Origin of the sequence: Nafulsella turpanensis ZLM-10, assembly GCF_000346615.1 — a bacterium.
GTDB lineage: Bacteria > Bacteroidota > Bacteroidia > Cytophagales > Cyclobacteriaceae > Nafulsella > Nafulsella turpanensis.
Genome location: NZ_ANNU01000019.1, coordinates 13833 through 33472, shown reverse-complemented (window position 1 = coordinate 33472; position 19640 = coordinate 13833). Strand labels below are relative to the sequence as shown.

16 protein-coding genes are annotated in these 19640 nt (G+C 44.6%); 8 read left to right on the top strand and 8 right to left on the bottom strand.

Translation table 11 applies throughout. From position 1 onward, the window contains the following. Nucleotides 1-36: 36 nt before the first annotated feature. The 3 genes from F752_RS0108710 to F752_RS0108700 form a co-directional block, all read right to left on the bottom strand. Nucleotides 37-624 carry a hypothetical protein gene (locus tag F752_RS0108710; protein ID WP_017731344.1) on the bottom strand — a complete coding sequence of 196 codons (588 nt, stop codon included), beginning with the start codon at nt 622-624 and terminating at the stop codon, nt 37-39. A 248-nt stretch (nt 625-872) separates the two neighbouring features. Further along, nucleotides 873-1196, bottom strand: a complete 324-nt coding sequence (locus tag F752_RS0108705; protein ID WP_152425077.1) for a hypothetical protein — start codon at nt 1194-1196, stop codon at nt 873-875. A 122-nt stretch (nt 1197-1318) separates the two neighbouring features. Beyond that, nucleotides 1319-1723 (bottom strand): hypothetical protein, encoded by a 405-nt coding sequence (locus tag F752_RS0108700; protein WP_160164098.1) that lies wholly within the window; start codon nt 1721-1723, stop codon nt 1319-1321. Between the two features lie 345 nt (nt 1724-2068). Here F752_RS0108700 and F752_RS0108695 point away from each other — a divergent pair, with 345 nt between their 5' ends. The 5 genes from F752_RS0108695 to F752_RS0108675 all read left to right on the top strand — a co-directional run bounded on the left by F752_RS0108695 (nt 2069) and on the right by F752_RS0108675 (nt 7508). Further along, the gene (locus tag F752_RS0108695) at nt 2069-3127 is read left to right on the top strand and encodes a tellurite resistance/C4-dicarboxylate transporter family protein (protein ID WP_017731341.1); all 1059 of its coding nucleotides are present in this window, start codon (nt 2069-2071) and stop codon (nt 3125-3127) included. Nucleotides 3128-3326: 199 nt separating this feature from the next. Beyond that, nucleotides 3327-3614, top strand: a complete 288-nt coding sequence (locus tag F752_RS0108690) for a hypothetical protein (protein WP_026135613.1) — start codon at nt 3327-3329, stop codon at nt 3612-3614. A gap of 321 nt (nt 3615-3935) precedes the next feature. Then, nucleotides 3936-4487: a PepSY-associated TM helix domain-containing protein gene (locus F752_RS26815; RefSeq protein ID WP_017731340.1), complete on the top strand. Its 552-nt coding sequence runs from the start codon at nt 3936-3938 to the stop codon at nt 4485-4487. Then, nucleotides 4484-5050 (top strand): PepSY-associated TM helix domain-containing protein, encoded by a 567-nt coding sequence (locus tag F752_RS26810; RefSeq protein ID WP_026135612.1) that lies wholly within the window; start codon nt 4484-4486, stop codon nt 5048-5050. The genes F752_RS26815 and F752_RS26810 overlap by 4 nt, the downstream gene beginning before the upstream one ends. A 97-nt stretch (nt 5051-5147) precedes the next feature. Next, nucleotides 5148-7508 carry a TonB-dependent receptor gene (locus F752_RS0108675; protein WP_026135611.1) on the top strand — a complete coding sequence of 787 codons (2361 nt, stop codon included), beginning with the start codon at nt 5148-5150 and terminating at the stop codon, nt 7506-7508. A gap of 132 nt (nt 7509-7640) precedes the next feature. On the opposite strand, the gene rlmD is transcribed toward F752_RS0108675, so the two are convergent. Next, nucleotides 7641-9044 (bottom strand): 23S rRNA (uracil(1939)-C(5))-methyltransferase RlmD, encoded by a 1404-nt coding sequence (gene rlmD / locus F752_RS0108670; RefSeq protein WP_017731337.1) that lies wholly within the window; start codon nt 9042-9044, stop codon nt 7641-7643. 73 nt (nt 9045-9117) lie between these two features. On the opposite strand from rlmD, the gene F752_RS25300 reads away from it, so the two are divergent. Both F752_RS25300 and F752_RS0108660 read left to right on the top strand, forming a co-directional pair. Then, nucleotides 9118-11442, top strand: coding sequence for a gliding motility-associated C-terminal domain-containing protein (locus tag F752_RS25300; protein ID WP_160164097.1), 2325 nt, complete (start codon nt 9118-9120; stop codon nt 11440-11442). A 51-nt stretch (nt 11443-11493) separates the two neighbouring features. Beyond that, nucleotides 11494-12306, top strand: a complete 813-nt coding sequence (locus F752_RS0108660; RefSeq protein ID WP_026135610.1) for an SDR family oxidoreductase — start codon at nt 11494-11496, stop codon at nt 12304-12306. 79 nt (nt 12307-12385) lie between these two features. On the opposite strand, the gene thiL is transcribed toward F752_RS0108660, so the two are convergent. The 4 genes from thiL to mce form a co-directional block, all read right to left on the bottom strand. Next, the gene (thiL, locus tag F752_RS0108655) at nt 12386-13423 is read right to left on the bottom strand and encodes a thiamine-phosphate kinase (protein ID WP_017731334.1); all 1038 of its coding nucleotides are present in this window, start codon (nt 13421-13423) and stop codon (nt 12386-12388) included. Nucleotides 13424-13538: 115 nt separating this feature from the next. Continuing rightward, nucleotides 13539-16268 carry a S9 family peptidase gene (locus tag F752_RS0108650; RefSeq protein WP_017731333.1) on the bottom strand — a complete coding sequence of 910 codons (2730 nt, stop codon included), beginning with the start codon at nt 16266-16268 and terminating at the stop codon, nt 13539-13541. A gap of 97 nt (nt 16269-16365) precedes the next feature. Continuing rightward, nucleotides 16366-17310, bottom strand: a complete 945-nt coding sequence (locus tag F752_RS0108645; protein ID WP_017731332.1) for a 3-oxoacyl-ACP synthase III family protein — start codon at nt 17308-17310, stop codon at nt 16366-16368. 921 nt (nt 17311-18231) lie between these two features. Next, nucleotides 18232-18654, bottom strand: a complete 423-nt coding sequence (gene mce / locus F752_RS0108635; protein WP_017731330.1) for a methylmalonyl-CoA epimerase — start codon at nt 18652-18654, stop codon at nt 18232-18234. Between the two features lie 162 nt (nt 18655-18816). Between mce and F752_RS0108630 the strand changes: the two genes are divergently transcribed. Then, entirely contained in the window at nt 18817-19143 is a 327-nt protein-coding gene (locus F752_RS0108630; RefSeq protein ID WP_017731329.1) for a HesB/IscA family protein, read from the top strand. Nucleotides 19144-19640: the final 497 nt, after the last annotated feature.

Here is a 19640-nt window from a genome sequence, read left to right as displayed (position 1 = left end):
CTGCTTTTTATGCTTTTCCCGATCCCTAAAAAGGATTTATTTAAGCCGCCTGTCTAATTTTTTAAAAACCCTGGCTATTCTCTTTTCAAAGGCTTTAAAATTTGCAGGAATCATTTTTTCTCTCGACCGGAACCATCCGGCATTGGTTTTCAGGCTAAAGTCTTTTATTCCACCATTCTCCACCTTCTTCCAAAGGTTTTCACTTACCTGAAAACGCATAAAGTTGTTATTCTTTGGCTGTAGCCAGAAAAATAAAACAAGGGGAGATCCTGCACTAATAAAAGCGGCAGGCACTAAAATGAGTCCTACCGCACTACCTGCCACTGCCCACTTCTGCACTCTTTTTGTGGCATAGGAGATGGAATCAATGGTAATGGTAATATGGTTCAAAGGCCTTTCCTCCTCCACTCTTACCAAAATAAAATCACGGCGAGACTGATTAAATTTTGTTTTAACTCTTTCAAAGACGGCCTCAAACTGCTGCTTTTCAGGCCCCGTCAGTCCATCCGATAAATGAAGGCTATAGTAGAGGGTATCGACTTCTACTCCTCTCTTTATATTAAGCTTTTGGGCAAAGGAAATAAAAGGAAGGAGAAGAAGGAGGAGAGTAACTAATTTTTTCATATGTAAGAGGTTTGTTGTTTTTCACCAACAGCGCAGGTTCTGCTCCCCCCTTACCTCTCTCCTTCTCCTGTCATGAAGGTTTATTCCAAAAATTTATATCAATATTGACTAACTTTCTATTGCGCAAATTATATACTCCTCCGGCAGAAGAATTGTTTAAGTCACCGCAAATAATGCTCATGCAGCTTTTCTTTTTCTCTTACCCTTATTGTTTTTCCTCTTCCCGGCTTAGGTAAAAGCACTGGATCCTACTCCTCTATGCCTACAATTCCTATGTAACGGGCATTCTCATAAAATTCGGTACATTCCGCTGTACTATTGCATAACTGGTTTCCGCTACAAGCGGTAGGATAAACAACCATATCCGCGCAGGCATTCCCAAGGAGGAAGTACTGCTGGCTTTCATATTCATACAGACTCAGGAAAAATTTGCAGCCAATATCCTGCCCCTGGTATGGAACCATGCCTTGAGCTTCCAGCACTTCATCCACGCAGTTAGTGGTAATATCTTCTTCGGTACAGGCACTCAGGCCCAGAAGAAAAATTAAAATAAGGTATAACGGGTATTTCATTGCAGTAAGCAGATTAATAGCCAATAATACAGGCGAGCCTCCTCAGGGGCAGCCCCTTTCCTTTATCAACATAAGATAATATTACTATTCCTCAGGCTCTGATAGAAGGAGGCTTTCTTTTTCTAATTGGGCGGGTCTACTAAATACACCCCAGCAATCAAGCCCACGCTTAACCACAAGAGCGGATTCATGGTCCAGTGCGGTTTCTTTTCTGCTATTCTGTCCACCGTTTTTTCTATTTTCTCTATCCTGTCAAAAAGCTGCTGTTCTGGCGCATCTGCTACTGCAGGAACATTTTCCTCTTTTCGCAGAACCAGGTTTTGAAGACTATCAATTAACCTGTCTTTACGTTGCTCTATTTCAAACTGCCTCCTTACTTCTTCGATGTTCATCACCATGGCGGTATCATATTCCACCACTTCTCCTTTCGTAGCCACATAATGGCTATGTTCAAACTTCTTTAATTCCTGTGCGGAGACGGCCAGGGTTACTGACAGGAAAAACATTAATAAGCTTACTTCTCTCATGCGATGGAAGGTAATTAACATTTGTCATAGTTTCAAAGGCAAATGATGGGAAAATGTTTTTTTATCTCACTGATAGTGAGGACGTATCCTTCACTTCAGTCATTCTGTTACGGAATGAGAGCCACAGGATTAATCTCTTTCTAACATCGCCCCCTGTCTAACCACCTTGTCCGGGATAAAACAAGGAGTTTAACTGCCGGTTAGCAAACAAGGGAGCTTCTTTTTAGAACTTACCTGTTAAACAGCTGCCGTTGCTACAGGACTACTTTTTCCTGTGCTAAAAGTTGACAGGAATTTATGTGAGGCATTTAGCTATATTCACCAACATAAATAATAGAAACATAAATGGATTTTTTTCAGGCTTTAAAAAAGGAAGTACAGATGCTTTCTCCTGCCTACTTTACTTTACCGATGTCAGTAGGCATTTTATCTATAGGGGCAGACTTTCTAAAACTTCCCACTTTAAGCGATTCTTTGTTCTGGGTGAATAATGTTGTTTATGGTATCCTCCTGCTTATGCTTCTTGCCCGCCTGCTGTTTTTTACCCATCCTTTTTTAAAAGATTTAAAATCTTTTAAAAAAGGAGCCGGCTTTTTATCCTTCATAGCAGCTACCTCCATCCTTGGAATACAATACGTAAAGCTCCAACAAGCTTACACGACCGGAAGCATCCTGTTTTGGTGTAGTCTCGGCATATGGATTTTACTGATGTATTCCTTCTTAATGTCGGTCACTACTCAATCTGAAAAACCTTCGCTGGAAAAAGGAATGAGTGGGGTGTGGCTTTTAATAGTCGTATCTACACAGGCTTTGGCTATACATGGCACTCTGCTGGCTAAACACTTATCCATCCCAAAGGAGCAGGTAATTTTTCTTACTCTCTGCCTTTACACCCTGGGGATTTTTCTCTACCTCATCCTGATTACGCTGATTTTTTACCGCCTTACCTTTTTCCCAGCCAAGCCAAAAGAAATAACACCACCCTACTGGATAAATGAGGGAGCTGTAGGAATCACCACTCTTGCAGGAGCTGTTCTCCTTCAGAACATTAACAGCAGTAGCGGTTTTACTGGTATTGAACCAGTGATTGAATGGATTAGCCTTTTAGCCTGGGCCACGGCCAGCTGGTGGATTCCTTTTATCATTCTGCTCGAAATATGGAAGTACGGAATAAAAAAGGAAAAGCTTACCTACACCCCCACTTACTGGGCACTTGTTTTTTGTATCGGAGGATACGCTGCTGCGACTCATCTGTTATTTAAGGTACTTTCCATTTCCTTCCTGACAGCAGCACCGAAGGTGGCCTTTTATGTAGCACTTGCTTTATTTGGCATTGTGCTACTGGGAATGTGTATAAGTATTATAAAGTCTCTGTCATCAAATCACAGTAAGAAAACGAGCTGACTTTTCCGGCAAACCAGATCCTCTGTAAATATTACCATACCCGCTATTTATAAATGATGTCGTTAAAATTGATGGATAGTTATTTTTCTTAAGTAGTTGAGATCTGCATAACCATAGCGATGCTAAGAAGGATTTACTCAGAATTCTGGCAGATTGTGCAGATGAAGGTGGTCAGCTAATCGATTACCCAAACCAGCGGATGGGAGTAGGATATGGTTATAGAGGAATTCTTCTTGGCTATGTATTCAACTCTAATGAACCAATTCATTTTATCGTATCTTCAGTATGTGGCCTTGGCACCAGTAACGAATTTTTAATTGATCCGGATGGAGATCATGGCAACACTTTTAACTCTCCCGGCTTCGGAATTATTGAGCCGAATGTTAAGCTTGAAATGAATTTATCGAAACTACTTCTATTTCAGGCAGGAATGGGTTATCGACGGGTTAACGCCAACCGATTTGAGCATTTAACATCCAGGATTTAAGTGGCTTTACATTACAGACTGCTGTTTTATTTGTAAATATTAAACTTACAAAGCGATAGAATTTTATCCGTCTGTTTGTTTACTAATTCACATTTCAAAACCAATAGGAAAGATACTGTTGAGTAATGAAGGCCCTCGTCTGTTAATGAAAAAAGTTCTAATATAGAAAATACTCATTGCTCCATTATGAAAAGATAAAAGCCTTTTCAGTTATTAAGAATGATTTTAAATAAGCTTTGATTCTTTTGTTTTCCTATTTAGTTTTACGCCTTCTGCCCTTTTACTTTTATTAGGAGGAAAAGAAAAACTAAAGACAGGATATTGAAAAAACGGATTAAAAGAACATTTTCTCTCCATCACTGGATAGGATTAGTAGCAGGAGTACTCCTCCTGATTTCCAGCATTACAGGATCGATCCTGGTATTTCACCACGAAATCGATCATGCACAATTCTCCACTGAGACTACTCTGGAACAGCCTGCTGCTGCACTTTTTATTGACAATTCCTTTGAGCACATCAGGAAATTATATCCTGACTATGACATCCGGATACCTGACCTTCCTGAGGAAGCAGATCAGGCATTGAAGTATGAATTGAGGAAAGGAAAGACCCGAAAATGGATTTTTTCACACCCAGAAACGGGGGCGCTTATAGCGGAAGTAGAACGGGCAGACCAACGACTTGTACATGTTTTACTAGAACTGCATTATATGCTTTTATCCGGTACGGTAGGTAAAATAGTAGTACTTCTTTTAGGAGTTGCCCTTATTGTACTTTCAATCACCGGCTTTATGCTCTACCGGAAGTCTATTGTAAAAGTACTTACCTTCAAGCAGAAAATATCATTAGTGAGCAGACGCTCTTTTTTTTGAGTTTACACAGAATTGTAGGCGTGTGGAGTCTTGTTTTTAATTTGTTCATCAGTATAACCGGAACCTATATCGCCTTTACCATTGTACAAGGCGCTTTCCCTTCAGGAGGAAAACCTGAGATCCAAAGTCCCTCAGTCTCTATTTCTATTGATGCCGCTCTGAAAAAGGTCGAAAGAGAGTTTCCTGCATTCGACATAAATTACCTGCTTTTTCCGAAAAGTGCCGATGGAAAGCTTACCATCCTGGGAAGGTTTGAATCTGACCCCGCCTTTTATGGATTCAACTACAGTAACATACAGATAAACACCACAACAGGTGAGATAGCCTCAACCCGCTTTCTGCGGAATCTTCCTTGGTATGCTCGGACCGTGACTATTCTTAAACCCCTGCACTTTGGTGATTATGGAGGGTTAGGCCTTAAAATAGTCTACTGCTTCTTTGGAATATTTCCGGGTATTCTGGCTATCTCAGGATTCTTTATCTGGCGCTTACGACCTGCAAAAAGGCCCCACTCCCCCCATAGTTCCCCCTCAAAACCACGTGTCGGCCATAGTGTCGCCTGAAGCTTATTTAAAATAATTCTAAATAATGTTTTGATTTAGTTTTTCCACTTCTAATTTTGCCCCTGCAATTTATTTGTAATCAATCTAAATAAAAACAATGAAAAAAGTTTTACTCCCACTAATCGTCTTGCTGTTTCTTGTAATACAAGTACAGGCACAGAATGGAGTGCTAAAAGGGAGACTCCTCTCCACAAACAATCAACCTGTTCCCTTTGGGAACATCCTGATCAAAGGAACCTCTACCGGGGTAAATGCAGATGAGCAGGGTCAGTTTATTATCCAGAACATAAAAGCTGGCACACACACTATCTTAGCTTCTGCTGTCGGATATGAAGGAAAAGAAGTAAGTGTAAGTATTACTGCCGGCAACACAAAGGAAGTTACCATTCAGCTAGCTGAGCAAACCATGAATTTAAGTGAAGTCGTGGTTTCTGCTAGCCGTACTTCCGAAAAGCTAAGGGAAGTTCCTTCCTCCGTCACCATCTTAACCAGAAAGTCCATCGAAGAGAACATGACCTTCACCAACAATATTGTTGATATTTTGGCTTCTCAGGTTCCGGGCATGGGACCAAGTTCAGGTACAGCCAGTAACTGGGGACAAACCTTACGGGGGAGACCTATGCTGGTGATGGTGGATGGTGTTCCGCAATCTACCCCATTAAGAAATGGTGGTGTGGATTTACGTGCACTTGACCCGGATATTATACAGCGAATAGAAGTGGTGAAAGGCGCTACAGCGATATACGGTAATGGTGCAGCAGGGGGATTGATTAACTACATCACCAGAACCCCGAACCTGCAAAAGCCTTTCTCTTCCAGAACTTCTCTGGGAGTAAACGGGTCACTGGTTAACAGCAGCAACAGCACGGGTGCTCGCCTAAGTCAGACTTTCTACGGAAAAGTAAAAAATTTCGATTATGTAGTAAGTGGCGTATTTGACCAAACAGGAGAGTTAAAAGATGCAGAAGGAGATGTACTGTCACCCACCTATGGCTTAGGTGAAACAGATTCTTATAACGGATTTGCAAAGCTAGGCTACCATTTTACCCCATTGCACCGCCTACAGCTTACTTATAACTTTTACAGCAGTCAGCAGAAAACGAATTATGTTCCGCTATATGGTGATTATTCCAAAAAGCTGAAAACTACAGGTGTACTCGGTGAGCCACAGGGTGTTCCTCCGGGCGTTCGGGCAAATCACAACCTCAACCTCCAGTTCACCGGAGAGAACGCCTTTTTAAACAGCCATTATACGGCTGATGTTTATTATCAGTCCGTAGATAACGTATTCTTCCATTCAATGAGTTTTATTGGGGGTGGACAATCCAGAATTATGTCCAATAAAAAAGGCGCCAGAGTTTCCTTTACCACGCCTTATACTATATCATCAGCAATTGAGGGAGATGTAACTTACGGTATGGATGCCTTAAATGATGTAACCTCCCAACCCCTTGTAGATGGAAGAATCTGGGTGCCGGATATGAACATGGTGAATTTAGCACCTTTTGCCCAGCTGAAATTAAACCTTTTAGAATCCCTTACTTTTAAAGGTGGTTTTCGTGCGGAAAAGGTAAACATTGCAGTTGAGGATTATAGCACCCTACCTTCCATTGATAAAAAAACAGGAGATACCGTTAGCTTTGCTGTAAAGGGAGGCGAACTTGCCTACAATGCGTTCTTAGTGAATGCTGGTTTAAAATTCAACCGCTATGAAAAATTCACTCCTTATGTGAGTTTCTCACAGGGTTTCAGTGTAGCAGATGTAGGAAGAATGTTACGTGCAGCTACCGTGGATAATATGCAGCAAATAAATACCGAAGCGGTTATTGTGAATAACTATGAGGCAGGCTTTACCAGCAGGTTCAATAAATTTAAATTTGAAGGGGTTGGTTTTATCAGCACCTCTGAACTTGGAGCCAGTGGGCGTTTCAACACAGAAACACAGGCTTTTGAAGTAATGCGTAGTCCTGAAAAGATTTATGGCTTTGAAGCTATTGCTGATGTTGCTGTTCGTAAAAACCTCACCTTAGGTGCTGCCTATGCCTATGTAGAAGGTAAGATGGATAAAGATGACAATGGCTCATTTAAAGACCCTGCGGATGCTTTTCTTGGAGGAGAAAGAATAACGCCTCCAAAATTAACTGCTTATGTAAGGTACCAGGTGATTGATAATAAGCTTGGCTTTAATCTCCAATACACCGGATTCGGGAAAAGAGAAAGGTTTGAGGCAAATGAAGGAGGCACCTACAATGTATATGAAGGGCCTATCGAACCTTACCAGTTAGTGAATTTCTCAACAAGCTATAAACTCAATAGCAGCACCACCATAAATGTTGGCATTGAAAACCTCTTCAATGAAGACTATTTTCCGGCACGTGGACAGTGGTATGTAGCGCCTACTTATTATGCTAAAGGAAAAGGCAGATCATTTAATCTTTCAATGATTGTGGACCTTTAATAGCTTTTAAACCGTCCACGGACAGCCTATTTAGGAGGTTCGGGATTTTTATCCCGAACCTTTTTTCATAGTCATCACTACTTCAAATAGCCACAGTCTTTCCCGAAGCTTACACTAAAAAACGAAGGTTTTTTACCTCTTTTCGAGCAAGACTACGTTCTCCACATGATGTGTATGCGGGAACATATCTACCGGCTGCACAGCGCTTACTTTGTACTGCTCATCGAGTAGTTGCAGGTCGCGTGCCTGGGTGGCGGGGTTACAGCTTACATACACAATCCGCTGTGGAGCTACCTGCAGGAGCGTCTGTATCACATCGGGGTGCATACCGGCACGTGGAGGGTCGGTAATTACCACATCGGGCTGCCCGTGGCGGGCCACAAAGTCGGGCGTGAGGATGTCCTTCATATCGCCGGCAAAGAACTTCGTATTATCAATGCCATTGATTTCGGCATTTACTTTGGCATCATCGATGGCTTCGGGTACATACTCCACTCCTACCACCTGCCTTGCCTGGCGCGCCACAAAATTGGCAATGGTACCGGTACCGGTGTAAAGATCATACACTACCTGTGAGCCATCCAGACCGGCAAATTCGCGCGCCACTTTGTACAGTACATAGGCCTGCTCGCTGTTGGTCTGGTAAAAAGATTTTGGTCCGATACGGAACCGAAGGCCTTCCATCTCCTCCCCAATGTAGGGCTTTCCATGGAAGAGCACTACCTCCTGGTCGTGGTAGGTTTCGTTAAGCTTCTGGTTAATAATATACTGAAGCGAGGTAATCTGCGGAAACTGCTCCTTCAGGTGGTGCATCAGTCCTTCAATGGCATCGTCGTAACGGCCAAACTGCACAATTACCATCAGCTCCCCGGTACTGGCCGTGCGGATAATTAGATTTCGCACTAAGCCCTGCATATGAATAAGGTCGAAGAATTCCAGCCCATGCTCCCGCGCATAGGTTCGAACCGCGAGGCGGATATCGTTGCTCGGCACCGGTTGCAGGTGGCAATTCTCCAGGTCCAGTACCTTATCGAACCGGCCGGGCATGTGCATACCCAGGGCAGTCCGGTCAAGCTCCTCACCGCCGGAATTAATCTGCTCCCGCGTAAGCCACTTTTTATTGCTGAAGGTAAACTCCAGCTTATTACGGTAATAGCGGGTTTCACCGGATGGAATAATCGGCTTTATTTGAGGCAGGGCCACTTTTCCAATACGCTGAAGGTGGTCCACCACCTGCTGCTGCTTATACTTCAGCTGTGCATCGTACTGCAGGTGCTGCCATTTACAGCCTCCGCAGAGGTCGAAATGTTCACAGAAAGGAGTTTCGCGGAGGGTTGAGTAATGATGAAACTTCTCTACTCTTCCTTCCAGGAAATTCTTTCTTTTACGAATAATCCGGAGGTCCACCACATCGCCTGGCGCTACATCGGCCACAAACACTACCTGCCCCTCATAGCGCCCTACGCACTTGCCTTCTGCCGCTACCGACTCAATGGTAATGGCCGGAATTATCTCGTTCTTTTTAAGCTTTTTCATACCGGCTGCAAAGGTAAAGCATTTTAGCTGCTTGCACCGCTCTTCTTTTAAAATTTATGGCTATATTGTAAATATGAAGCTGTTAAGATTTTTTTTACCACTTTTTTGCCTGTTTGCGTTTCTGCAACCGGCACAGGCCACACATATTGTGGGAGGAGAATTAGAGCTGGTGCATATCGAAGGAAATCGCTACCTGCTGAGTCTCATCCTGTACTCCGACGATATTAATATCGAAGATCCGGCCGCCATCGATCCTAATGCAACAGTCCACATCTGGCAGAAATCCAACAACAGCAGGATTCGCAGTATTACCCTGCCAAAAGTCAGCCATACCCAGGTACCCTACACCAATCCCGATTGTGTTATTCCGCAGCTAAGCACCAGCAAGGTGGTTTATTCGGCTGAAATTACCCTTGAAGATACTGTTTTTACACAGCCCGAAGGTTATTATATTAATTATGAGCGCTGTTGCCGGAATGGAGTTATTAGTAATATCCGGAATCCTTATGTGAAAGGCCAGGCCTTTTACCTGGAATTTCCCCCTGTTGTAAAGGAGGGAGCTCCCTTCATTAACTCCTCCCCAAGCCTTTTTCCTCCCCTAAGCGATTTTGCACGCCTTGGATATCCTTTCTACTTCGACTTCAGCGGTACTGATGCCGATGGAGATTCACTGGTGTATTCCTTGGTAACTCCTCTGGCGGGCTCAAGTTCACCACAACCCGGGCATATAGTTCCCCCACCCCGGCCCGGCCCATATGATGAAGTATTGTGGGCACACGGCTATAGCCTGGAAAATGTAGTACCCGGCACCCCTCCGCTCTACATCGACCAAAATGGTTTAATAAGAGTAACTCCTACCCAAACAGGGCTTTTCGTTTTTTCAGTTATGGCAGAAGAGTACCGTGATGGCGAAAAAATCGGGGAGGTAAGGCGCGACTTCCAGATGCTGGTATATGATTATGAAGGCAGTGACCACCCTCCCGTGCTCCAGGCCCAGAAGCCTGGCAGCGAAGCATTTTATGAAAATGAAGTCCTGCTAACAGAGAAAGATTTCAGCGACTTTGAAAATAACCGCTGTCTTACACTGCAGGTGAGCGATCAGGATGTAGATGCAGAAGGCCAGGTAGTAAACGGAGAGGAGCCTATTGAATTTAAAGTAATTCCGGTAAACTACTCCGACCACTCTTCCGGAAACTATCTTTCCATCAGCAAGGGCAGTGTCGACCGCAACAACCGTATTTTAAGCCTTGAGCTGTGCCTGCCACTGTGCCCACCCATGGCAGATGGAAATTACATTTTTGATGTAGTGGCTTATGACGATGCCTGTGCCACCCCTCTTACCGATACGCTCAGGGTGACCGTCGATACCTCTCTGGGCCTGAGAAACAAAAGCCCCCAAACCACGACCTCCGTCACCACGTCTGCTTCAGATAATGCCACTCTCTTTTATGAATTGGGAGAATCCATTGTTTTTGATGTAAACGGTTATGATCCCGACCACGATCGTCTCACCCTTACCGCAGCCGGCGATGGTTTTTTGCCAGAAGAATACGGCATGAGCTTTACCCCGCTGGAAGGCGCCGGCCCCTTACAGGGCACCTTCCGCTGGGAAACCAGCTGCGAAAACATCAATCTGCAGGCCAGAAATTATTTTACGCTCTTCTTTATTACGGAAGATGAAGATGTATGCGATCAGGCTTCGGCAGATACGGTAACGGTAAACCTTGCCCTTTCACCTCCGCCCAATGCAGCGCCTGAACTTGCCATCATTGGCCTGAATGATTACCTGATTGAAATTACTCCCGACAGCAGCCTTGCTCTGGAAGTAAAAGCACTTGACCCTAATACGGCCGATACCCTTACGCTCCGGCTCGACAGCCTCGTTACTGCCAGTGGTGCGCCACTTCCTTTTGAGTGGCAGGATGCAAGAGCGGGTGGCGGCGAAGTGAGCTCTCTGTTAAAAATAATACCTGATTGTAATGTCTTTACAGGAGGCGCCACTGAAACGTATGCTACCTTTTACTTTAGTGTACACGACAACCCCTGTTATACCCAGACTCAGGACACACTAAGCCTGCGCCTGCGGCTGATAGAAGAGGAAATCTCGTTCAGTGACATTACCTTTCCGAATGTCTTTACCCCTAATGGCGATGGCATTAATGATTCTTTTACCATTCTTGGCCTGCCCGAAGATGTCTGCTACAATAAATTAACCGCCATCCGCATTTTAAACCGCTGGGGACAGGTACTCTACGAGACCGATGACCGCCATTTTTCATGGGACGGCAGCGGCCATCCGGCAGGGGTATACTATTATGAGTTGAATTATACCAACTTCTCCTTCCGAAGTGCCCTCTCGCTGATAAGAGAAGATGAAAGCGGGGACTCCATGCAGTAAGTGCTGCTTTCGCCTTTCTTAAAAAAAGCCTTACTTTGCTGCCGAATTTAAATTAGCATGAAAGATAAAGTAGTAATTATCACCGGAGGTTCATCCGGCATTGGCTTTGCCTGTGCGGAGGCATTCGGCAGAAAGGGTGCAAGAGTAGCCATTAGCGGAAGAAATAAGGAAAAGCTCGATGCAGCAGCAGCGCAGCTAAAGGCACAAGGCATTGAAGTGTTTGCTGTAGTAGCAGATGCAGCAAAGGAAGATGACAACAGCCGCATGGCCGCCGAGGTAATGAATAAATGGGGCCGCATTGATATTTTGGTTAACAATGCCGGTATTTCTATGCGGGCCCTTTTCGAAAAGCTACAGCTCGATGTGTTCCGGCAGGTTATGGATATTAATTTCTATGGCACCGTATATGCAACCAAATACTGCCTGCCCTATATTTTGCGCTCCAAAGGCTCCATTATTGGCATCAGCTCTATTAACGGTTACCGCGGCACACCTGCACGAACTGCCTATACGGCTTCTAAATATGCGATGCAGGGTTTTATGGAAGCGCTTCGTACAGAGGTTATGAAACGGGGAGTACACATACTCGTTGCCTGCCCCGGCTTTACAACCTCCAACATCCGCAATGCCGCTCTTACCGCCGATGGCAGCCAGCAGGGCGAGTCGCCGCGAGAAGAAGATAAAATGATGAGTGCCGAAGAGGTAGCTGAGGCCATTGTAAGAGCCACAGAAAAGCGCAAGCGCGATATCGTACTCACCACGGAGGGCAAACTGGCTGTCTTCCTCAATAAATGGGTGCCCGGTCTGATGGATACTATCGTGTATAATAAAATGGCAAAAGAGAAGGATTCTCCTTTCAGCTAAGACAGACATGAGATGTGAGACTTAAGACATAGGATATCACTTCATGTCTAATGCCTTATGTCTCATATCTTACTTACGTCTACTTCTTAAAATGCGTAAAGCCCTGGGCCTTGATATCCACTACGTTGCCGCCTTTAGTAACCAGCCTGGCCTGATTGGCATGCTCATTAACGAAGCCGATAAAGTGGATGTCCATGTGGTTCTTCAGCTTTTCGTATTCACTCTGGCTAATGGTAAACAGAAGCTCGTAGTCTTCGCCCCCGTTCATGACGCAGGTAATAGGGTCGATGCCAAATTCCACGGCCGTATCGTAGGTCTGCTTGTCAATCGGCAGCTTATCTTCATATATCTGCACCCCTACACCGGAGTTTCGGCAGATATGGAGTAATTCAGAAGCCAGACCATCCGACACATCAATCATACTCGTGGGAACAATATTTTGCTCGGCCAGCTCATGGATGATATCCATCCGCGCATCGGGCTTCAGCTGGCGCTGCACAATATAGCTATAAGTACCAAGTTGTGGCTGCATTTCCGGGTTCTCCACGAACTCCTGCTTTTCCCGTGCCAGCACCTGTAAACCAATAAAGGCACCGCCTAAATCGCCGGTTACACAAACAATATCGCCCTTTTGAGCGCCGGAACGGCGTACTACCTTAGCAGCCTCTGCCTCCCCTATGGCGGTAACAGAAATAACCAGACCCGAATAGGAAGCAGTAGTATCGCCCCCCACCAGGTCAACCTTATAGTCTTTACAGGCGGCTTTGATACCATCGTATAAAGCATCTACCGCCTCGACCGACATACGATTGCTCAGCCCTATGTTTACGGTTATTTGTTTGGGCACCGCATTCATGGCTGCCACATCCGAAACATTTACAGCCACCGCTTTGTAACCGAGGTGCTGCAGGGGCATGTAGGCCAGGTCGAAATGAACGCCCTCCAGCAACATATCGGTGGTAAGCACACGCTGCTTGTCGCTGCTATCTAAAATAGCCGCATCGTCGCCTATTCCTTTAACAGTACTCTCATTGAGTGCTTCGGTATTCCTACTGATACGTTCAATTAAACCGAATTCACCAATACTGCTTATTTCGGTACGCTTTTCTTGTTTCATCACTTCTTTAAATTAAAAAGGAGAGGTCTATAACAAATAAGCTCTTCTGCAGGATTACCGAAAAATATCAGGAACCCTGCAGCAGAGCATATTTTAAAAATTTGTAAACCAGCGGTTAATCCCTCACAACCCTGAAGCCTGTATGTTCAGGAGTCGTTTTACTTTCGGCTGAAGAGGCATCCACAAAGTCGTAGGCACTATAACCATACGTGGCGGCTTTGCCATCCTTCTGGTAGTATTCTGCTACGTTTCCTCCCAGGTCATACACTTTGGTTTCCCCTAATACCAATGGCTTAAAAGAGCCGGCTTCTTTTATCAGGCTTCCTTTTACTTCCTTAAGCTTTTGTCTGAGCTCTGCAACATCATCATACGTAAGTGCATAGCCAGCCCAGTAGTTGAGGGTGTTTTCATTGCTTCCTGTTTCGCGGGCTTTTTCCTGCAAGCCTGCGGCTTCCCTGCTATTCGGCAGACGGTACTGCTGACCTGTTTTTTCGCTTAGCCACTGCGTATAAGCCAGAGCCTCTTCGAAAGAAACATTGTGCACAGGATAATTGTCTTCTCCTGCCGCAAAGGTATGGCTTGGCTTAAAGAACCTGAACTGGGCATTGGTTACTTCATAGCGGCCAATCTGCAGGGAGTCCTTTTTTACTGCCAGTACTTCCGGTAAGAGAAGGTTATCCTTCCAAACGCCCAGCAGATGCTGGTGGCGGGCCGATTTTTCTTTCTCCAGCAATTGAGCTAAAGGGCTTTCTGGGCTAAACGCCTCATTATCGGGTTCATAATCACCAAACAGGTAACGGTCGAACCAGGCAATTTCTTCCTCCATCTTCCTTACCTGGTGGGTAAGCTTTTGAAGGCTATGGGGCTGACCGGGAAACCAAAGGAAGCGTACAGGTGCCTGCTTTAACTGCTGCAGGGAACGGTAGTATTCCCACCCCTGATCACGTGGTACGGCACGGTCTTCGCTTCCATGAAAGATAATAGTAGGTGTCTTTACCTTTTCCATCTCGAAAAGGGGAGACTTTAAAACATAGTTCTCGTTATAGGTTTTGCCATTCAGGTTGTCCCATGGAGCGCCGCCAAAATAGCTCTGGTCGAAGCTTACGCCAAACTCGCAGGTTCCATAGTCGGAGGTCCAGTTAACATCGCCGGCACCGGGTGCCGCTACCTTGAACATGTCAGGATGTTGTACGGTTAACATGGTTGTTAAAATAGCTCCGTTCGACCAGCCCATTACCCCCAGTGAGTCCTCATCTACTTTGCCTTCATCTATTAGCTTCCGGGTTCCATTCAGAATATCAGTAAGTTCATATTCATAATAATGTCCTTTAATGGATTCCACAAATTCCTGGCCATGGTGCGAAGACCCATGGTAATTAGGCATTAGCACGAAAGCACCTTTTTCGGCCAGTAAATGAGGATAATAGGCCCAGCTTGCTTTCCACTGGTCCTGGTCCACTCCTGACGGACCGCCATGGATCGCCAGCATTAAAGGATAAGCCCTTCCCTTCTGGTAGTTGTAAGGGTAATAGAGAATACCGGTTACTTCTTCGCCGAGGGCACCTGTCCAGCGCATTACTTCTGTACGGCCAATCTTCTTGTTTGCCAGGTGCGCATTCAGCTTTACCAGTTCACCCTGCTGAGTGATTCTGGCATCCTTCCGGTTTACAGCAAGCTGTCCTTTCAGGTATTGCGTCGGAGTAGAGGCTGTCGAATAAATATACAGCAGATCTTTGCCATTCAGGGCCACATTAGCAGGATTCAGGTGACTTCCCTTTCCTTCTGCTTCAACGGCTTTTACCTTCCACTCCTGTCCGTTTTTCTGGTAATACGCCAGCTTTTTCAGCGGGCCATTCGCCAGCACGGCCAACACATCGTTTCCTACTACCTGGAAATTACCTCCGAGGCCCCAATCCCACTGCAGATTAACTTTTTTTGCCTGACTTTCCGCCAGATCGAAATAATGTAAAAGGTCCACACCGGCACCATTCCACTCCGGATCCGACGACTGCACGCTTGAGAAGTAAAAACCTTTATTGTCTTCTGTAAAAGCAAAGCTATTAGGTGTTTGGTAGTCTTTCGCTAAAATTTCCTTTTTGTCTCCGCTCAGCAGATTCCAGAGATATACCTTGTTTTTTGGCTGTGCATCTGCACCATAATGCGGAGAGCCTACATGGCTGCTCACCATCCAGTTTCCATCTCTTGAAACGGCGTACTCATTTATCGGGAACCGATTATCTGTAAGGCGACGGGCCCGCTTCTCCTTCAGGTCATACGCAAATATGCGGTTGGCTTTAAAGTGGGCGGTATCCTCAATCACCATAACATTGTCTTTCTTTTTTTCGAGCATCTGCTCGTAAAGAGACTTGCCCTCTTCGGCAATAAAGGCAATGGAATGATTCCCGAGCCTTTGAATATTTCCAATGGAAGTAGCGAAGCTGTCAACGGCATAAGCCTCTCCACCCCATATACTCATGGCCCACAGTTTCTTTCCTTCATCCCGGGAGGATAAAAAATAAATAAGGTCTCCCTGAGCAGAGAAAATTGGACTGAAGTCGCTTTCTTCGGTGCGGGTGAGTTGTACAGTAGCATATTGCCCTTCCTTATTCTCTCCCAGGCGGGTCAGGTACAGGTCGCTCACCATTTTATCCTTTTCGGTGGAAGGACGTTTCTTTTCCCATACTACCAGTCTCCCATCGGGTGAGAATTCCATACTGGCAACATATTCCTGCTTTATAATATCTTCCGGGCTCCAGCCAGAGAGTTTTTCTTTCTGCTCCTGAGCATAGACTGCGACCAGCGGAGCACAAAGCAGGAGCAAAAGGCTCCGTATTTTTCTATTCATTTGGAATAATAATTGGATGTAAAGTTTTTATTATTCCTCTAATATACCCAGAAACAGGAAAAAACTAAAAACTTCTTCCTCCTTTATTATCTGCCGCCTATACTTCTATTAGCATTGCGCCAAAAGAGTAGCCCCCTCCAAAAACAGTCACCACCAGCTTCTGCCCCTTCTTAAATTCATTTTGATGTTCGGCGATGGCAATACCGCAGCCGGCACAACCTGTGTTACCCAGGTATTGCACATTCGAAAGTGCCTTTTCTTCGGGTATATTTAAAGTGCCTGCCACATTTTTTGTTATCCGGAGGTTTGCCTGGTGGGGAACAATAAAGTCTACATCCTCCATTCTCAGCTTATTACGATCCAGTATATCGTTTACTGCCTTAGGCATATACACACAGGCATTAATAAAAACATCGCGCCCGTTTGGCATAATAATACCTCTTTCAAGAGGCTTGAGAGTTACCCCTTCCATGGCCTTTCCCCGGGTAGCAGCCCCACCAGTAAGAATATCCTGTACCTGCATATCCTTATCGCTCTGCCTTTCTTTACTGACAAAAAAGGCTACGGCTCCATCGCCCCATAAATGGCCGGCTTTTTTATCTTCCTCATTGTTATAGCCGGTATTATGTTCAGAGGCTACCACAAGGGCTTTATCTGCTTTCCCGAGCGCAAAATAGCCTTCCACAATCTCCATGGCATTTACCAGCGACGAACAGGCAGACGAGATGGTAACCACAGGAATGTCATCTATATCCAGGCTATGCTGAATAGCATGCCCGAGAGTAGCGATGGTGTCGTGAGGAGTATAAGTAGCACCTACAATCAGGTTAATGTCCTGTGTATCATAAGGAAGCGCCTCAATACCCGCCCGTACAGCTGCAATACCCATGGTACTGGAATTTTCGCCCGGACCGGCCTTGCGTCGCTCCCGGATACCTGTTCGTTCAATGATCCAATCGTCGGACAGACCATTCAGGTCCGCAAAGTATTCGTTTGTCACTACCTCCTCGGGAATATACGCTGAGACATTATTGATGTACATGAGAAAAAGTAATAATATTAGTACGCTGCTTGGCGTCAAAATTTCTAAAATCTGCCAAATTTACACAGCTTTTCTTTATTTAAAGGATAATCTGTATGCTGAATTATAAAATGATTCTAAAACGGAAATAATATTTGTATAATTTAATATTTTAACATTTTCACCTTACCTCAGGCACTCTACCTAAACTGCCAGTGATGAATCAGCCATCCAGCCTGCCAGTAAGGAGGCCGGCTTTCAAAAAAGGAGCGTCCTTCAGAAATGGCTCTTTATATTTAAGCATGGCTGTCTCTACTGTGGAGCTCCTGCTGCACTATTTTCCACTATCCTTGTCCAGCTGTCTTACACTTCTTTTGACTTAAAGGAACCTTTTTTAAGAAACTACCCGAGCGCCTCTTTCTGAGCCTGCTGATTTTTATGCTTGCCGGTTGTGGATTAGGCCATTGGTAATGGTCATACCAGCACCACAAACTCCAGTTTAAACTGTAATCATAGGCACCCTATTAACAGCACCTTCTATCCGCGGCTTTCTATAACTGTGTACTGATAATCAAATTATGAAGTGCTTTGTTTACTATCTTTCACCTGTTAATGAGGTTGGCTCCCCATCTAATTTGTCCGGACCTGCCATTTGATGTTCCCCGGCAAAATCTCTCCTCCAGGAGAGGAAATAAAGGCAGCAAAAACCTACCGACCTCACCTGCCTCCTGTTTTACTGTAAAGTTTGTTAGAACATTACACAGCTTGCCCGAAGAGCTTAATTCCTTTCCCTTTTCGGGATAGATTCTTTAGCTTTCCGAAAAAAAGAAATGCAGCGAAAAATTATTCTCTTTATCTCTTTACTCTTCTTGTTTGCAGCCTGCGCTCCAAGACCCCAGTACAAAACGGCCAAAGGAAAGAAAAAGCTGAAGTACTATAACTCTATTCAGCACCAGCAGCCTGTTCCTTAATTTCCTGGCATAGTTCCACCAATACTCCCTGGGTGCTCTTCGGGTGCAAAAAGCAAACCAGCTTATTGTCGGCTCCCCGTTTTGGCTGTTCATTTAGTATAGTAAAGCCCTCCTGCTGCAGGCGGCGCATTTCGGCCAGTATATCTTCCACCTCAAAAGCAATGTGGTGTATACCTTCGCCTTTTTTTTCGATAAATTTCGCGATGGGGCTGTCGGGGCGACTGGCCTCCAGCAGCTCTATTTTAGTTTCGCCCATCTGAAAAAAAGAAGTGGTTACGCCTTCGCTTTCTACGGCTTCCACCTTATAATGTTCGCACCCAAACAATCTGGCATACAACCCATTAGCCTGAGAAAGATTTTTAACGGCAATTCCAATATGTTCTATTTTCTTCATATCTGATAAAAATGATTAGCTCTGCAAAGAAAAGCAATCAAGAACTTTTTCGCTCCAAATGCCGTTTTTTTATTTGATTTCTCTTTTACCTTTGCAGAGGATTGATTACATACAGCCTGCTACTACACATCAGCAGCTAAATTTATAAAAGACTGACAGGATATGATTAACGTTACCGATAAAGCAAAAAGCAGAATTGAAGAATTACGCCAGACAGAGGGCTATAGCCCTGAGCACAATATCCGTGTGTCGGTAAAGGGTGGTGGCTGCTCCGGTTTAATGTACGACCTGCACTTCGATAACACGACCAAAGAGACGGATGAGGTGTTTGAGGATAAAGGCGTAAAAATATTTGTAGATAAGAAGAGCCTGCTGTACCTGCTTGGTACTACACTCGACTTTTCAGATGGACTGAATGGCAAGGGATTCCAGTTTGTAAATCCTAATGCCACCCGCACCTGTGGGTGTGGGGAGAGCTTCGCGATTTAAGACAGGTTTTTTCTACAACATTTTAGAAGCAGCGCCTTTACAGGTGCTGCTTTTTTTTATTTATGAGGTGTATTGTTTCTTAAAAATACCGTTATTTTTTTTCTTTTATATCGGAACTTTTTCATTTTTTTCTTACTTTAGTAGCAGCTTGGTGCAACTTCTATTTTTATTCAGCCAGTTAATGACCATCAAAGGCACTATAATGTTCTACTTTCTGCTTCCGGAAACATCGGGTACATCAACAGATTACCGATGTTCTTTTAGCTGTTGCAGCTACTGCTAAAGCCCAGTCTCCTCCCCTACCAGTACCTCTTCCATTTAGTTTTTCTTTTAAGACATCAAACTTCAGCGTATATTAACTGTCGGGTTTTGAAAAATAACAACCACTGTTTTATCCACCAAGGCTTAACACTCTTATAACCTTCCTTAAATTCAACTTTTAAACATCCAGTATATGATGACAGCAAATAAAAGCTGAACCTGCCCAAAAGTCTGCT

What these genes read in the sequence shown, in the direction of transcription:
- mce (WP_017731330.1), bottom strand. Translation starts at nt 18,654, where the DNA reads ATGAAGAAAATAGAACATATTGGAATTGCCGTTAAAAATCTTTCTCAG.
- F752_RS0108695 (WP_017731341.1), top strand. Translation starts at nt 2,069, where the DNA reads ATGGATTTTTTTCAGGCTTTAAAAAAGGAAGTACAGATGCTTTCTCCT.
- F752_RS0108710 (WP_017731344.1), bottom strand. Translation starts at nt 624, where the DNA reads ATGAAAAAATTAGTTACTCTCCTCCTTCTTCTCCTTCCTTTTATTTCC.
- F752_RS0108700 (WP_160164098.1), bottom strand. Translation starts at nt 1,723, where the DNA reads ATGAGAGAAGTAAGCTTATTAATGTTTTTCCTGTCAGTAACCCTGGCC.
- F752_RS0108645 (WP_017731332.1), bottom strand. Translation starts at nt 17,310, where the DNA reads ATGTACATCAATAATGTCTCAGCGTATATTCCCGAGGAGGTAGTGACA.
- F752_RS25300 (WP_160164097.1), top strand. Translation starts at nt 9,118, where the DNA reads ATGAAGCTGTTAAGATTTTTTTTACCACTTTTTTGCCTGTTTGCGTTT.
- F752_RS0108705 (WP_152425077.1), bottom strand. Translation starts at nt 1,196, where the DNA reads ATGAAATACCCGTTATACCTTATTTTAATTTTTCTTCTGGGCCTGAGT.
- F752_RS0108675 (WP_026135611.1), top strand. Translation starts at nt 5,148, where the DNA reads ATGAAAAAAGTTTTACTCCCACTAATCGTCTTGCTGTTTCTTGTAATA.
- F752_RS0108630 (WP_017731329.1), top strand. Translation starts at nt 18,817, where the DNA reads ATGATTAACGTTACCGATAAAGCAAAAAGCAGAATTGAAGAATTACGC.
- F752_RS0108690 (WP_026135613.1), top strand. Translation starts at nt 3,327, where the DNA reads ATGGGAGTAGGATATGGTTATAGAGGAATTCTTCTTGGCTATGTATTC.
- F752_RS0108650 (WP_017731333.1), bottom strand. Translation starts at nt 16,268, where the DNA reads ATGAATAGAAAAATACGGAGCCTTTTGCTCCTGCTTTGTGCTCCGCTG.
- thiL (WP_017731334.1), bottom strand. Translation starts at nt 13,423, where the DNA reads ATGAAACAAGAAAAGCGTACCGAAATAAGCAGTATTGGTGAATTCGGT.
- rlmD (WP_017731337.1), bottom strand. Translation starts at nt 9,044, where the DNA reads ATGAAAAAGCTTAAAAAGAACGAGATAATTCCGGCCATTACCATTGAG.